Genomic DNA, 14,624 nt, shown 5'->3' with positions numbered 1-14,624 from the left:
TAGTGAAATGAAGAATGGATAGAGGGTCCAAAGTAAATCTGGATTCTATCCATTCTTTTTGCTATTTCAGCAGCTTTTTGTCATTACTTTTTCTCCAAGACCGCAAAGTAATTTCCTTCATTATCAGCGAAGTTAAATACTCTTCCAGAAGGCATATTGACAAGTTCGCCGACTGTGATATTTTTGTCCGAAAAGTCTTTGTATAATTGATCGAGATTTTCAGAGAAAAATAATAACGAAGGGGTATGAAGATTTAATTCAGGCTGCATTTTAGCGATTAGTTCCTTATTGTGGAGGACAATACTCGTTGCTGCTTCTTTTGTTGGGGCGATTTCAATCCATCTCATGTGCCCGTGATTTTCTTCAGCCACTAAGCTAAACCCGGCTTTTTCTGTCCAAAATTTCAATGACTCATCTTGGTTATTCACATATAACATAATTTGTCCGACTTTAGTAATCATTTGTTTTCTCCATTTCGATTCATTTTGGATACTTGTTGAACATTCTCTAATTCTGTTGCCATTAAAAATTATACAGTAATTAACCCCATTTTATTCAACGAAACCGCCAAATCCTAATCATTTAATCCCTTTCCATCGAGAATTTGCTGCATACATTTTTCAACCCTAGACTCTCGAGTTGTGGATTGTTTGGGTGCTGAAAAATACAGATTGTATGCCCTTTGCCGTCCTGGCGTCAACGCCTCAAAAGCCGTTTTCAAGGCAGGGATTTCATCTAATTTCTTTTGAAATTCTTCAGGAATGATGAGTTCTGTATTCTTTTTCACTTTCAAACCGGCTTTTTCCACTTCAATGGCTTCAAGAATATAGGCTTTTAAGGTGGGTTCCATCTCAACTATTTTTTGAGCATTGGTGAACCGGATCTGACGCCCCTCCTGAACATTCTCCGTTTGTTGGATTAGAATCCCATGGGTATCCTGTAACAAGGCACCTTTGTGAAACAGAAGCGCACAATATTCTTTAAATCCGTGTATTAAAACGATGTTTTTTTTCTCAAACGTGTAACAAGGATGCATCCACTTAAATTCTTCGGTCAGCCCACAGTCAAGAACGATATTTCTCAACTTCTCATATTCTTCCTTCCACTTTTGGGCTTTACTTAAAAATTCATCAACCTTAGGATTCATTTCTTTATCCGTCATCAAGGGACACTCCTCATCAATTTTTCGATCTTATGTTATCGGCAAAATAATTTCAACGGTGGTTCCTTCGCCTTCTTCACTGGTAATCAATAGAGAACCGTTATGTTCCGTAATGATTTTCTTGCTGACCATCAACCCAAGTCCCGTTCCGTTCGCCTTGGTTGTATAAAAAGGTTCCCCTAGTTTCTCCAAGAGCTCTTTGCGTATGCCGATTCCGTTATCAATAAAGCGCAGGATGATGTGTTCTGAGTCTATTTTAGAGGCATGAATGATAAACTCTCCACCATGTGGCATGGCTTCAATCCCGTTTTTGAGTATGTTCATGAAAACCTGCTTGAGCTGATTGTCCACTGAATGGATATACATATGATCAGACTGGAAATCAGTAAAAATTTGGACGTTATTCATAATCGCCTGTGTCTCGATAATGGTAAGGACGCTCTTGAGCATGGAAATCAGCTCGTTTTTACGGAAAGACGTGATTTGTGGTTTGGACAGGACAAGCAGTTCGCTGGCGATATAATTGATCCGATCCAGCTCCGACAGCATGACGTCATAGTAGGATTGATTGTCAGCGGACTGTTTTTTCAGGAGTTGGATGAATCCCCGAAGAGCGGTGAGCGGATTGCGGATTTCATGGGCAATGCCGGCAGCCAATTGACCAATCACCGACAGCTTCTCGGAATTACGCAAGAGATCTTCGGTCATCAATTTTTCGCTGATGTCCCTTCCGACAATCAGTATGCGAGCCACTTGATCATTTTCGATAATGGGGATCGCTTTAATCTCAAAATTACGTACATTGCCTTCGGAAACCAGCAACCTGCACAAGATTTGAACCGACTGCTTTTGTTCCAGCATGATCTGAATTTTATTGCGAACATGAAAGCTATCGTCAGGATGGGTTAGCTCCAAAATACTTTTTCCATGAAACAAAGTGTCGGATCGTCCTGTTAATTTTTCAATGGAAGGAGAGATGTACTGAATCTGTCCACGCACATCTAATAAGCCAATGACATCTGTCATGTTATCGGCAATCAGGCGGTACTGTTCCTCGCTTTTTTTTAGGGCCTCCTCCATTGCTTTGCGGTCGCTTATATCGATGCAGGAACCGATTACCTCCACTACTTCTCCGTGACGGATTACCGGCCGCAAAGTGGCTAGATAATGCACACCATTTAGTTGTCCCTCGTACGTGACATTTTCTCCAGACCACGCTCGTCGATAATACTCAAGCGTGATATTCGCAAGTTGAGGAGGAAGAAAATCTTCCAAGCCCTTTCCAACGACGTCCTTTTCAGGATCCAAGCCTAGCTGAATGCACAACTGTCCTTCAGCTAGTGTATGGATAAACTTTTCGCCAATTTTCGTATACTTAAAGGTCAGCCCTTGTTGTTCACGGAGTGTATTAATTAGTTCATTCATATCATCCATCCGCCTTATGATCTACCAAAAATAGGAATAGTTTGATAAGTCAAAGTATAATCATTCTAAGACTCCGCGTGTGTCGTTTTATGTCGGAAGGGCATCAAAAAATGAGCAATAGAAAAAACGTCCGCTACCGACATGGCATTGGACGTTTGGAATTCTAATCATTGCGCAGAAACTCATTCACACTGAAATAATCGGTGTCAAAATTCCGGTCATTAAGGCTGCGGAACCATTGCTGCAGCTCGACAGAGGTAGAGGGATTTTTCGTTGTAAACGTGTAAGAGAAAGGAATTTGAAAGCTGGCCGCTTGCGAGTTGATGTATTTACCAACCACTATCCCATTAAAAACCGGTTAGTAAATAATGGAAGCATTTATTTGGGAACTTTGTCACAAACTATCCAAGCGCTAGGAAGAATAAGCGGCCAATGATTATTGCCGAAAGGGGATATCACATGGATCAACAACAAGCGAATCAATCTTTGCAAGAAAATGCGGCAGAAGTGGCAGGGCGGACGTATCAGCCTTCCGATTATGAAAAGCAATCGACAATCTCCCAGGGTCTTGCGACTACCCATGAGCAAGTAAGCGATAATTATATGGAAGGAACGAATGACGGAACGATCGATGAATATGACGGGGAGAAGAATGTCTCCATTCCTCGGACTGGTTATGATGAGATGTTTACCGATCAGAAGTGATCCCAGCAGAGGGCCGTCGCATTGTATGCGTTTACTCGCAAAATTTTTCGACAAAGTCAAGCTAATAAACTGATTAGACACAAATATTTCATAACTGCTGGAATTAACTCCAAGTGGTGACGAAAATCACGTGACAATTGGATGGCCTAATTATAGAATTATTTCTATCATAATAAGAGAAACTTGTTTTGACTGGAGGAGAAACGATGTATTTAGTGATTTGCACAGCAGTAATGATCATTGCCATGGTAGCTATACTTGCATTCGGAAGAAATATTATCAAATATGAAGAGTTGAACGATAAACCATAAAATAGAATAATTGAGAGCGAGAAAGGGTGCCAATCTACTTTGGCACCCTTTTTCTACATTCGCGCAAGCCCACCAAGAAAAGGGACGAAGTCTATTTTGCCGATTTAACAAACTTTGGACTTGGTTTGTGCTAAATGTCACAAATGCTGTCACAATTTCCGAGCTTTATTTATTTCTTTTTTCTATTAAGTTATAGCGGTTTTCTAAGAATCAAGCGGAATTTTTGCGATTTTTTTTAGGATATTTAATATCAAATTTTTACCAAGTTCACATAATGTTCAAAAATAAAAAAAGGAAACTCCTTCAATACCAAATTTTACACATTTAACACTATTGTTAACTTAATAAGCAACTTTATTAAAAAAACAATCACAATCGTCGATAAATAGAAATTGCGTATTTATAATGGAGGACAGAATTGAATACGTAGGGAGTGGGTCTATGTTTCGTTTGCTTGATAGACAAAATAACAAGACTATCTATGAAGAAATGCAAGAATCAGGAATTAGTAGAAGGGATTTTCTTAAAGTTTGTGCCACGATCGCCGCTTTTCTTGGACTTGACTACAGTCAGTCGGAACAAGTTGTACATGCGATGGAACAAAACACGAAAGTTCCGTTTATCTGGTTGCATTATCAGGACTGTACAGGTTGTTCTGAATCGTTCATTCGCTCTAGCCATCCAACAGCAGGGGATCTTCTGTTAGATTATGTTTCGCTCAATTATCACGAGAATTTAACGGCAGCAGCTGGTGAAGCGACCGAACGCGCGAAAAAAGAGACAATGGAAAAGTTTAAGGGTAAATACATCCTGGCCGTAGAGGGCAGCATTCCGAGAGACGATTTCTTCATCGCTGGAGGAAAAACCGCGGCTGAGCAAGTGAGAGAAGCGGCGGAAAACGCAGGTGCGATCCTTGCTATTGGCAGCTGTGCCACACATGGCGGAATTGCCGCAGCGCATCCGAATCCTACAGGTGCCATGCGTCTGAAGGATGTGCTTCCTGGTAAAACGATTGTTCAAATTCCTGGATGTCCTCCAATCGCAGAAGTAATGGCTGGCGTACTTGTTCACTACATCACATTCGGAACCCTTCCTGAATTGGATCACAAAGGCCGTCCAAAAGCTTTCTATTCACAGCGTATCCATGATACATGTAACCGTCGCGCGTACTTTGATGCCGGATTGTTTGTTGAAAACTTCGACGACGAATCCGCGAAAAAGGGCTACTGCCTGTATAAAGTAGGCTGCAAAGGACCGACTACCTATAACTCCTGTGCACAGTTGCGCTGGAATGGTGGAGTAAGTTTCCCAATTGCGTCTGGTAACCCATGTATCGGATGTTCGGAAGAGAACTTCTGGGATAAAGGACCATTCTTCACCAAATCTGTCGCTCAGATTCCAGGATTCCATGAACCGTTGAATCCGGATAAAGTAGGAGCAATTGCTGTAGGAGCAACAGCTGCCGGGGTAGCTGTACATGCGGCAATTACGGCTGTGAAAGAGAAAAAAGGTTCCAATAATAAAGATGAATCGTGATAAGGGGAAAAGCCAAGAATGTCAAAAAGAATCGTAGTTGATCCCATTACAAGAATTGAAGGACATTTACGAATTGAAGCAGATATGGAAAATGGTAAAATTGTAGACGCTTTCAGTTCCGGTACAATGGTTCGTGGAATTGAAACGATCTTGAAAGACCGTGATCCTCGTGACGCCTGGGCGTTAACTCAACGGATTTGTGGAGTATGTACGACTGTACACGCTTTGGCTGCATTACGTTCTGTTGAAGATGCGCTTAAAATTGAAATTCCGAAAAACGCCAACCTGATCCGCAATATCATGAACGCCGTGATTTATGTTCACGACCATGTCGTTCACTTCTATCATTTACACGCGCTCGACTGGATCGATGTGGTTTCCGCATTGAAAGCAGATCCCAATGCGGCAAGTGTTACCGCACAGAAAATGTCTGGATGGTCCAAGTCTTCTCCTGGGTATTTCAAGGAGCTGCAAGCGAAGCTGAAGCGAATTGTGGAGAGTGGCCAGCTTTCGATCTTTACGAACGGATACTGGGGACACCCACTCTATAAACTTCCCGCAGAAGTGAACTTGATTATGCTGGCGCACTATTTGGAAGCGTTGGATGAACAACGGGAATTGGTCAAAATCCATACAATTTTCGGCGGGAAAAACCCTCACCCACACTATGTAGTTGGTGGAATGGCTACTCCGCTTGATATGAACAGTGAAACGGCTGTCAATGCTGCCCAACTGGCGATGATGTCAGATTTAATCAATCAAGCCATTACCTTCGTTGAGCAGGTTTATATGCCGGATTTGGAAGCTATGGCCTTCTACTACAAGGATTGGCTGTACGGTGGCGGAATCAAGAATTACCTTTGCTACGGTGACTTCCCAACCGGATCCTACTCGGATCGCAAGAATTTCTGGATGCCTTCTGGCGTAATCGTCGATGGCAATTTGCAGGATGTGAAACAGCCTGACCCATGGGATGAAGAAGAGATCAAGGAAGTAGTAGACCGCTCCTGGTACAAGTACCAAGGTGCTAACGGGCTGCATCCGTGGAAAGGTGAAACCGACTTCAACTTTACCGGACAATTGCCGTTCGAGTTTCTGGATACGGCCAATAAATACAGCTGGATCAAAACACCGCAATGGAAAGGCAAAACCATGGAGGTTGGACCGCTCGCCCGCATGATCATGGGTGTTGCTACCAATCACAAGGATATTAAGCCAGCGGTAGAAGAGGCGTTAGCCAAAGCTCAGCTTCCGTTCTCTGCCCTTCACTCCGCTTTAGGCCGGACCTACGCACGTGGAATTGAGTGTCGCGTTCTCGTTCACCAATTGCGCAAGCTCATGGACGAATTGATCGCCAATATCAAATCGGGTGATCAGACGACATTTAACTCGCAAAAATGGGATCCGTCCACTTGGCCAAGCCAAGCCAAGGGTGTGGGAATCGTCGAAGCGCCTCGTGGAGCGCTTGCTCACTGGAGCGTCATTCAGGACGGTAAAATCAGTAACTGGCAAGCTATTGTTCCAACAACCTGGAATGCGGCTCCTCGAGACGCGAAAGGACAGCTCGGGGCTTATGAAGCGTCCTTGCTGAATGTGCCAGTCCAAGATCCGAAGCAACCATTGGAAATCTTGCGGATTGTTCACTCCTTTGACCCATGTTTGGCTTGTGCGGTGCATTTAACTGATCTAGAACAAAATGAGACACTACAAATCACTATTGAATAGGGAGGGAGCGAGATGAATCATCACCAAGAGGTGAAACCGATTTACGTCTGGCAGATTCCTGTTCGTATTTTTCACTTCATCAATGCCATGGCCATTCTGGTATTAATGATTACGGGTATTTACATCGGCAATCCGTTTATTGCTCCATCTGCGTTTTCGGCTACACCCGCATTTGTCATGGGGTACGTCCGGGAAGTTCATTTTATCGCGGGCTACATTTTTGCGGCGAACTTGCTCCTTCGTCTGTACTGGGCTTTTGCCGGAAACAAATACTCTCGCATCAATATTTTCAAGCGAAGCTTTTGGATCAACAAAGTGAAAATGCTTCGCTACTATCTGTTTATGGATAAGAAACACCCGCACTATCTCGGTCATAATCCAATGGCAGAGACTGGCTACCTTTCCTTTATTGGGTTAGGTGGGATTCTGATTTCCCTGACAGGCTTCTATATGCTCTTTGAAGTGCGTCCGTCCTCTACGGCGTTTGCGATGTTCAGCTGGCTGAATGTCTTTACGGACAACAGCATCTGGATGCATTATGTTCATCATTGGCTCGCTTGGGCGATTATCGTGTTCGTCGTCATCCATGTCTACATGGCGATTCGAATGGATGCCCTCGACAAAGACGCAACCGTATCCTCTATTATCACAGGCTACAAGGTAACTCACGATGAAGAGGAAGAGGCTCCAGTGAAACGAAATACCAAAGGGGACAAAGCATCATGAGCATCACCGTTCTAGGAATTGGCAACACGTTGTTTCAGGACGAAGGAATTGGGGTACATGCGATTGAAGCGTTCCGCAACAAACAGGCAGACTACCCGCACGTCAATATAGAAGATGGGGGGACGGAGGGGATGAAGCTCCTCCCCCTCATTGAAAGCACCAGCCACCTGATTATTGTGGATGCGGTTGCCGCACAAGGAGAAGCCGGAGAAATCATCTGTCTGGAAAAAGAGGAAATTCCTCATTTCCCGAATGCTCGTCTCTCTCAGCATCAGCAAAGCTTTCAGGAGCTGTTGGGGCTTGCCGATTTTCGCGGACATTTGCCTGAGAATATCTACTTCATCGGGGTAATCCCACAGGATATTGAGTGGGGAACTCAGATGACAGAGAAGGTAGAGGCAGTCATTCCTGTGGTCGTTGACAAAATTGAACAGCGATTGCAACAGTGGGGTGCTGTATGAGGGACCGACGTGATTTTTTAAAGCTCTCTTTTCAATCTCTTGTCGATGCCGTGAGAGAGGTAGCTTTACCAATATTGGAAGATCAATCAGACAAAATTGAAGCTATCACCCAAACGCTGGAAGGAAAGGCTTGGGCTGAGGTAGCATGTTTACGTGATGAGGAGAAGCTGGCACAACGATTCGTTGGCCGGCATCTTCTGTTTTTGTCAAGAAAGGAAGTAAGCGAGGAAAAGCGACAGGCTGCAGATCAACAAGTGAACCATATTGAAGCGATTGATGGTCATTGTCCAGTTTGTGGCTCATCCTTGTCTGTGCGTGCGATAGATCACACCCTACTATGCCTCCCTTGTAATAAAATTGAGCAGCCAACCCAAATACAAGCGTCTGTGCAGGTATTTACACGCCTTCCTCTGAAACAGGAGGGAGAGAAATGGTTTGTAGAAGTGAGGAAGCCCAATGCATGAGATGTCATTAATGGAAAGTACGCTTACCATGGTGCGCGATTTAGCCAGCAAGGAGCAGATGACGCGAATTACGGAGGTCTGCCTTGGTGTAGGAGAATTGTCCGGAGCCATGCCTGATGCGCTTCGCTTTGCATTTGAAGCGTTGACCAAAGTTGACACATACGCCATGTTTCGCGGGGCAACGCTTACCATTCAGTGGGAAGAAGCTGTCGCCCTTTGCAGCAATTGTGGCGCAAGCTACCATCCGGATCGAAAAATCCTGCTTTGCCCCGAATGCTCATTGCCTACTGGCAAGCTGATTCAAGGAGAGAATTTGCAAGTACTTTATTTTGAAGGAGAGTAACCATCATGAGAATCGATGTGAAAAACAGTGTACTCGCCGAGAATGAGAATGCCGCAGCCGTTCTTCGGGAGAAATTCGGACAGCATCACGTACTGGTCGTTAACCTGATGAGTTCTCCAGGCGCGGGCAAAACTAGTCTATTGGTCAAAACAATTGAACGTTTAGCAAGTACCTATCGTATCGGAGTGGTTGAAGGAGACCTTGCCACTTCCATGGATGCGGAACGAATCAGAGATGTAGGAGCGGTAGCGGTTCAACTCAACACAGGTGGAGGCTGCCATCTTGATGCCAAAATGGTGGAGAAGGCAATTGACCATTTTGATATGGATCAGCTAGACATCCTATTTATTGAAAATGTAGGGAACCTGGTCTGCCCATCTGGCTACGACTTGGGACAAAATCACAAGATTGCCGTTCTTTCTGTACCGGAAGGCAATGATAAAATTCCGAAATATCCGCACATGTTCCGTCGTACGGAGCTTGTGCTCTTAAATAAAGTAGATTTGCTGCCATTCGTAGACTTTGATCTCGAGCAGGCAAAAGAGGATCTGAAGTTGATTAATGCCGATTCCTCCTTGATCCCTGTCTCTGTACGAAGCGGAGAAGGCTTCGATGAATGGGTGAAATGGTTGGAAGAAAAGCGTGCGTTATGCCTGCGCTAGAGGCTAGGCAGCTTCAAATTCGGGGCCGTGTACAAGGAATCGGGTTTCGGCCAGAATTGTTCCGCAGGGCGAAAGATTTTGCCGTAACGGGATGGGTGCAGAATGATTCGGATGGCGTACTTGTGCACATTGAAGGAGGGGCCGCAAGTGTTCAGGGCTTTGTTGAAGGCTTGCGAGATAATCCTCCACCGCTCGCGTTTTATACCCATTTTGCTGAAAAACAGGTGGAAGCAGAGGGGATCGCTCAATTTTTTATTAAGGAAAGCATGCAAACAGGAAGTGGCTTGACGGATGTATCTCCGGATCTTGCCTTGTGCGAAGCGTGTCAGGCGGATTTGAGAGAAGAAGGAAACCGCCGCCATCACTATCCGTTTACCACTTGCACCTATTGTGGCCCTCGCTATACCTTTATTGAGAAAATGCCGTATGATCGACCATTTACCACAATGGCGAACTTTCCCCTTTGTCCGGATTGTCAGACGGAGTATCACGATCCGTTTGACAGGAGGTTTCACGCTCAACCGATTGCTTGTCCTACCTGCGGTCCCAAGCTTCGATTGTATCAGCGGGAGGAAGGATCGGATTTGCGTTTGGTACCAGGTGATCCGATTGAGCAGGTAAGACGAGCTTTGCGATCAGGGGCAGTCGTCGCGATTAAAGGTCTCGGAGGCTATCACCTTGCCGTGGCTGCCGATTTGGATCATGCGGTCGAGCAATTGCGGCTCCGAAAAAAACGTCCAGACAAACCCCTTGCTCTGATGATTCGAGATCTGGACACGATTCGCGACTATTGTGAACTGAACGAACAAGAAGAAGCTTTGCTTCCTTCCAATCAAGCACCCATTGTGTTGTTACAAAAAAAGCAATCGGCACCCTATCTGGCAAACGGGATCGCCCCGAACAGCACACGATTGGGAGTCATGCTTCCCTATACCCCCCTGCATCATTTACTTTTGAACGAAGAGTTGCCTGTCGTAGTAATGACCAGCGCCAATCTGTCCGGACAGCCGCTTGTGGCAGACGAAGCGGAGTGGTTTCGCCCAGACCATATCGCCAACTGGATCGATTACCTTATGACGGATAATCGCCCGATTGCCAACCCGCTGGATGACTCGGTAGTGGAGGTAGCAGCAGTTGACCTGAAGCCTGTCATCCTGAGGCGCGCTCGTGGATACGTACCAGAATCGGTGCCCCTCCACCTGAATGTTGAGGGAATACTCGCTCTGGGTGCAGAACAGCATGCGGCCTTTGCGCTGGGCAGAAATAATCGCGTTTATCAGGGACCGTATACCGGCACACTCTCCACCCTGGAAATTCAAGAGCGTTATTTGGGAGCGCTTGATCGCTACCAGACCTGGTTTGGCGACTCGTTTACGCATATCGTCTGTGACATGCATCCCGGGTATTGGAGCACACAATACGCACAGACATTGGCCAATGAACGGGGGATTGCCCTCATCCCCGTCCAGCATCATCATGCCCATATGGCAGCGGTTATGGTCGAGCATGGGCTGACAGAAGATTGCTTTGGCATTGTTCTGGACGGAACCGGCTATGGAACAGATGGAACGATCTGGGGAATGGAGATTATACATGGAAATTATTCATCGTTTCAACGGGTGGCTGCTCTTGAACCGATTCCGCTAATCGGTGGGGAGGCTGCCATTCGAGAGACGTGGCGTATCGCTTACGCGTTGCTGTCTCGCGGTGGGAAAGAGAAGGAAGCGAAGGATTATCTAGCTTCCATGGGACAAGCCCACCATAGCGGATTGCTCTCCCACATGATGAATCGCCAAATCAATACCCCGGAAGTATCGAGTTGTGGCCGTTTATTTGATGGAATCAGCGCGCTTTTGGGAATCTGCCCGAGTCCGAGCTATGATTCACAAGCAGCCATAGAGTTGACTGAAGCGGCGAATAGCATAAGAGAGATCCAATTGGCAAGCAATATGTCCTTTTCGTATACAACGAAGCAGCTCACGGAAGTACTTTCAGAAGTGCATCCTCAATGGCAGATGAACTGGCAACCGATGATGCATGATATTTATTCCGCGCGGTTGAACGCTCGTCCGGTTAGTGAAATCTCGATGAGATTTCATTACACCATTGCCAATATGCTGTGTGACACATTGGTGAGAGCCATAGAAGCCAATAAACATTCAGCTTTGAAAAAAACAACAGATGTCGTGCTGGCTGGCGGAAGTATGCAAAATCGCCTGCTTTTAACTCTATTGACCCAACAATTAACCAACTTAGGTTTTCGGGTATACCGTCCCGAACAGTTTTCATCGGGTGACGGGGGAATCTCTGTGGGCCAGCTGGCTGTTGCCGCCGCCAAACGAATCGGTAGATAAAACATATAGAAAGGGAGGGATCGCCATGTGTCTCGCAGTACCAGCCATCGTCAAATCACGTCAGGAGTTTAACGCCGATGTAGAGATGATGGGCAATAAATTGACCGTTGGCATCATGCTCACACCAGAAGTAAAAGTAGGCCAATACGTGCTTGTTCATGCAGGGCAAGCCGTTCAAATAATCGATGAGGAAGCTGCTTTGATCAGCTTGCAAGAATGGGAGAAGCTGCTTAATGAATAACTTCTTACAGTCATTTTCCAATCCACAGTTAAGCAGAGGGTTATTGCGTAAAATCAAAGAAACGGCAGCAGCTTACATCCAAACACACGGAAGAGCTCCTGTTGTGATGGAGGTATGTGGTTCGCATACCGTGGCATTGGCGAAAACAGGCGTGAAGCAAGCGCTTGAAGGAGAAGTTACATTTATCCCCGGCCCAGGATGTCCTGTCTGTGTAACGGATCAAAGCGACATTGACCAAATGATTCGAATTGCTGATGAGCCAGATACAATTGTCTGTACATTTGGCGACATGCTGCGAGTTCCGGGCTCCAGAGGTTCTCTTTTCTCCCGCCGTTCAGCTGGCAGAGACATTCGCATGGTTTACAATCCGATGGAAGCCGTTTCGATCGCCAAGGAACATCAAGACAAACGTGTGGTTCTTCTTGCGATTGGGTTTGAAACGACTATGCCAATACACGCGATCGCGATACAAGCAGCTGTAGAAGAGCAAATCAGCAATTTGTCGTTCTGGACCTCCGCTAAGCTGGTTCCTCCGATTATGACCGTGCTTTTGACAAGCGGGGAGACAACCATTGACGGCTTTCTCTTGCCAGGGCATGCGTCGATTGTTCTCGGGAAACAAGCTTTCCATCAAATTCTCGATCCGTTTCAAGTTCCGGGTGTCGTTGTTGGATTTGAGCCTGTCCAGTTGCTGGCCGGGATCTATCGCTTGATGACTCGCTTGAATGAAGGCGAATACGCCATTGACAACGAGTATCCAATGGTCGTTTCGGATGAAGGGAATCAACATGCCCTAAACATCATGAACAAGTACTTTGAACCTTGTGATACGGCGTGGAGAGGCATTGGTGTTATTCCAGACAGCGGCCTGGCGATGCGAGAAGAGTACGCCGCTTGGGATGCCAAGAAGGTGTTCCACGATCTGCCGCAAGAGCCTGTCCGCAAAACAGCATGCCGCTGCGGGGAGATCCTGCGGGGAGTAGCCAAGCCGACTGACTGCCCGTTATATGCCAAAGCCTGTACGCCACAAAATCCAATTGGCCCTTGCATGGTATCCGATGAAGGCGCATGCGGTGCTCATTATCAATACATGAGGGAAGGTGTCACGTCTTGAATCAGGTGATTACATTAGCTCATGGCGAGGGCGGAGAGCAGACTCATCAATTGATCCAAAGCCTGTTTGCCCGTCATTTTGGCAACCATGCGGAATCCGTGTTTGACGGTACGGTTCTGCCGCTTACTCAAGCAGGAACGACTGGCGAATTGGTGATCACGACAGATAGTTTTGTTGTGCATCCCCTCTTCTTCCCAGGCGGAAATATTGGCAAGCTGGCGATCGCAGGCACTGTGAACGATCTGGTCGTCTCGGGTGCGGTTCCGGCCTATTTAACGGCCGCCTTTATCCTGGAGGAAGGATTTTCGCTGGAGCAGCTTGAACGGATTGTTTCCTCTATGGCCGAGGAGGCGAACAAAGCGGGCGTTCGAATCGTCGCAGGGGATACCAAGGTCGTCGAGAAAGGCAAAGCAGACGGAGTTTTTATCAATACGACAGGGATCGGATTTCGTCCAGCGAAAGCGGCTCAATTATCTCCAGCCTATTGTCAGGAGGGTGATGTGATTATCGTAACGGGTACGGTTGGTGATCACGGAACCGCGATTCTGATGGAGCGGGAGAACTTCGGAATTGAGCACAAGGCGGAAAGCGACTGCGCTTCGTTGAATCATATGCTGCTTGAGGTTCTTGAGAAACACGAGGGTATCCGCTTGATGCGCGACGCTACACGCGGAGGTCTGGCAACCGTTCTGGTGGAGTGGGCCGAGGATTTTGGATTGACGATTGAGCTTGAAGAAGAGAAGGTGCCGGTATCAGAGACGGTGCAGGGCATTTCTCGAATTCTCGGGTACGATCCGCTCTATCTTCCGAACGAGGGCAAGGCCGTCCTGCTGGTCGATCGACAAGAAGCGGAGTCCGTCCTGCAAGTGCTGCGTTCTCACGAGGAAGGATCCCAGGCGGCTGTCATCGGTACGGTGAACAAGACTTCCGGCAGTCAATTGCTCCTCTGCACACCGCTTGGGATGCATCGTCGACTGAATCGATTGACGGGAATCCAGCTACCACGGATTTGTTAGTGATGGTCAGTTAAGTCATTCTATTTGGTTGTCGAGATGTGTGTATAAAAAAGTAGAGCGGTACTTGAGCTCTACTTTTTTTTATATCGAAATGGTTAATTGCTTTACAGATGTAAAGTGATTAACCATTCCTTCCATTCGCGTAAGCCCATCAAGAAAAAACTTCGTCCGCTTGCAGCCTCCTTGGAAGTGATACAAAGCGAAGGAACGGAGAAAGGGATAAGAGTCGCCACCCAACCCCTTTAGGGGCGCGAAGCGTTTGGCGACTCCCTTTCGTAGTGAAAGAGCGGACTTTATTTTCATCTCTGCGAACTTCCACAGAGCGACGTTTCAGTCCCCCGATGAGAGGGGAAAAGGGACGAAGTCTTTTCTCATTTGT

General features: G+C 46.4%; 15 protein-coding genes. 12 read left to right on the top strand and 3 right to left on the bottom strand.

All coding sequences use genetic code 11. The annotated features are described in order from the left end of the window. Nucleotides 1–83: 83 nt before the first annotated feature. The 3 genes from ACQCN2_RS15240 to ACQCN2_RS15230 form a co-directional block, all read right to left on the bottom strand. Nucleotides 84–461, bottom strand: a complete 378-nt coding sequence (locus ACQCN2_RS15240; RefSeq protein WP_426929795.1) for a VOC family protein — start codon at nucleotides 459–461, stop codon at nucleotides 84–86. Between the two features lie 113 nt (nucleotides 462–574). Then, nucleotides 575–1,162, bottom strand: a complete 588-nt coding sequence (locus ACQCN2_RS15235; protein ID WP_426929794.1) for a YdeI/OmpD-associated family protein — start codon at nucleotides 1,160–1,162, stop codon at nucleotides 575–577. A gap of 30 nt (nucleotides 1,163–1,192) precedes the next feature. Then, a complete protein-coding gene (locus ACQCN2_RS15230; RefSeq protein WP_426929793.1) occupies nucleotides 1,193–2,587 on the bottom strand; it encodes a PAS domain-containing sensor histidine kinase in 1,395 nt (464 codons plus the stop codon). Nucleotides 2,588–3,046: 459 nt separating this feature from the next. Between ACQCN2_RS15230 and ACQCN2_RS15225 the strand changes: the two genes are divergently transcribed. The 12 genes from ACQCN2_RS15225 (at nucleotide 3,047) to hypE (ending at nucleotide 14,245) form a co-directional block, all read left to right on the top strand. Further along, complete coding sequence (locus tag ACQCN2_RS15225) at nucleotides 3,047–3,292, top strand: YozQ family protein (protein ID WP_426929792.1); 246 nt, start codon at nucleotides 3,047–3,049, stop codon at nucleotides 3,290–3,292. Nucleotides 3,293–4,044: 752 nt separating this feature from the next. Next, complete coding sequence (locus ACQCN2_RS15220) at nucleotides 4,045–5,139, top strand: hydrogenase small subunit (RefSeq protein WP_426929791.1); 1,095 nt, start codon at nucleotides 4,045–4,047, stop codon at nucleotides 5,137–5,139. An 18-nt stretch (nucleotides 5,140–5,157) separates the two neighbouring features. Further along, nucleotides 5,158–6,864, top strand: coding sequence for a nickel-dependent hydrogenase large subunit (locus ACQCN2_RS15215; RefSeq protein WP_426929790.1), 1,707 nt, complete (start codon nucleotides 5,158–5,160; stop codon nucleotides 6,862–6,864). A gap of 12 nt (nucleotides 6,865–6,876) precedes the next feature. Then, the gene (cybH, locus tag ACQCN2_RS15210; RefSeq protein ID WP_426929789.1) at nucleotides 6,877–7,590 is read left to right on the top strand and encodes a Ni/Fe-hydrogenase, b-type cytochrome subunit; all 714 of its coding nucleotides are present in this window, start codon (nucleotides 6,877–6,879) and stop codon (nucleotides 7,588–7,590) included. Then, entirely contained in the window at nucleotides 7,587–8,051 is a 465-nt protein-coding gene (locus tag ACQCN2_RS15205; protein ID WP_426929788.1) for a HyaD/HybD family hydrogenase maturation endopeptidase, read from the top strand. Before cybH ends, ACQCN2_RS15205 begins: the two co-directional genes overlap by 4 nt. Continuing rightward, the gene (locus ACQCN2_RS15200) at nucleotides 8,048–8,515 is read left to right on the top strand and encodes a hypothetical protein (protein ID WP_426929787.1); all 468 of its coding nucleotides are present in this window, start codon (nucleotides 8,048–8,050) and stop codon (nucleotides 8,513–8,515) included. The genes ACQCN2_RS15205 and ACQCN2_RS15200 overlap by 4 nt, the downstream gene beginning before the upstream one ends. Next, entirely contained in the window at nucleotides 8,508–8,858 is a 351-nt protein-coding gene (locus tag ACQCN2_RS15195) for a hydrogenase maturation nickel metallochaperone HypA/HybF (protein ID WP_426929786.1), read from the top strand. The genes ACQCN2_RS15200 and ACQCN2_RS15195 overlap by 8 nt, the downstream gene beginning before the upstream one ends. 5 nt (nucleotides 8,859–8,863) lie before the next feature. Further along, the gene (gene hypB, locus ACQCN2_RS15190; protein WP_426929785.1) at nucleotides 8,864–9,520 is read left to right on the top strand and encodes a hydrogenase nickel incorporation protein HypB; all 657 of its coding nucleotides are present in this window, start codon (nucleotides 8,864–8,866) and stop codon (nucleotides 9,518–9,520) included. Then, entirely contained in the window at nucleotides 9,475–11,874 is a 2,400-nt protein-coding gene (gene hypF / locus ACQCN2_RS15185; protein WP_426929784.1) for a carbamoyltransferase HypF, read from the top strand. The genes hypB and hypF overlap by 46 nt, the downstream gene beginning before the upstream one ends. A 25-nt stretch (nucleotides 11,875–11,899) precedes the next feature. Then, nucleotides 11,900–12,115: a HypC/HybG/HupF family hydrogenase formation chaperone gene (locus tag ACQCN2_RS15180; RefSeq protein ID WP_426929783.1), complete on the top strand. Its 216-nt coding sequence runs from the start codon at nucleotides 11,900–11,902 to the stop codon at nucleotides 12,113–12,115. Next, on the top strand, nucleotides 12,108–13,229 hold the full coding sequence (hypD, locus tag ACQCN2_RS15175) for a hydrogenase formation protein HypD (protein ID WP_426929782.1): 1,122 nt from the start codon (nucleotides 12,108–12,110) through the stop codon (nucleotides 13,227–13,229). Before ACQCN2_RS15180 ends, hypD begins: the two co-directional genes overlap by 8 nt. Continuing rightward, nucleotides 13,226–14,245, top strand: coding sequence for a hydrogenase expression/formation protein HypE (gene hypE, locus ACQCN2_RS15170; protein ID WP_426929781.1), 1,020 nt, complete (start codon nucleotides 13,226–13,228; stop codon nucleotides 14,243–14,245). The genes hypD and hypE overlap by 4 nt, the downstream gene beginning before the upstream one ends. Nucleotides 14,246–14,624 lie beyond the last annotated feature (379 nt).

It is taken from the genome of Brevibacillus ginsengisoli, assembly GCF_050113715.1.
Taxonomy (GTDB): Bacteria; Bacillota; Bacilli; order Brevibacillales; family Brevibacillaceae; genus Brevibacillus_H; species Brevibacillus_H ginsengisoli.
This window is presented reverse-complemented; position numbering and strand designations above follow the sequence as displayed.

Excerpts from the sequence above, each read along its gene's own strand:
- ACQCN2_RS15195 (WP_426929786.1), top strand. The coding sequence starts at position 8,508 with ATGCATGAGATGTCATTAATGGAAAGTACGCTTACCATGGTGCGCGAT.
- ACQCN2_RS15225 (WP_426929792.1), top strand. The coding sequence starts at position 3,047 with ATGGATCAACAACAAGCGAATCAATCTTTGCAAGAAAATGCGGCAGAA.
- ACQCN2_RS15205 (WP_426929788.1), top strand. The coding sequence starts at position 7,587 with ATGAGCATCACCGTTCTAGGAATTGGCAACACGTTGTTTCAGGACGAA.
- hypF (WP_426929784.1), top strand. The coding sequence starts at position 9,475 with ATGGGTGAAATGGTTGGAAGAAAAGCGTGCGTTATGCCTGCGCTAGAG.
- ACQCN2_RS15200 (WP_426929787.1), top strand. The coding sequence starts at position 8,048 with ATGAGGGACCGACGTGATTTTTTAAAGCTCTCTTTTCAATCTCTTGTC.
- ACQCN2_RS15230 (WP_426929793.1), bottom strand. The coding sequence starts at position 2,587 with ATGAATGAACTAATTAATACACTCCGTGAACAACAAGGGCTGACCTTT.
- hypD (WP_426929782.1), top strand. The coding sequence starts at position 12,108 with ATGAATAACTTCTTACAGTCATTTTCCAATCCACAGTTAAGCAGAGGG.
- cybH (WP_426929789.1), top strand. The coding sequence starts at position 6,877 with ATGAATCATCACCAAGAGGTGAAACCGATTTACGTCTGGCAGATTCCT.
- hypB (WP_426929785.1), top strand. The coding sequence starts at position 8,864 with ATGAGAATCGATGTGAAAAACAGTGTACTCGCCGAGAATGAGAATGCC.
- ACQCN2_RS15240 (WP_426929795.1), bottom strand. The coding sequence starts at position 461 with ATGATTACTAAAGTCGGACAAATTATGTTATATGTGAATAACCAAGAT.
- ACQCN2_RS15220 (WP_426929791.1), top strand. The coding sequence starts at position 4,045 with ATGTTTCGTTTGCTTGATAGACAAAATAACAAGACTATCTATGAAGAA.
- ACQCN2_RS15180 (WP_426929783.1), top strand. The coding sequence starts at position 11,900 with ATGTGTCTCGCAGTACCAGCCATCGTCAAATCACGTCAGGAGTTTAAC.
- ACQCN2_RS15235 (WP_426929794.1), bottom strand. The coding sequence starts at position 1,162 with ATGACGGATAAAGAAATGAATCCTAAGGTTGATGAATTTTTAAGTAAA.
- ACQCN2_RS15215 (WP_426929790.1), top strand. The coding sequence starts at position 5,158 with ATGTCAAAAAGAATCGTAGTTGATCCCATTACAAGAATTGAAGGACAT.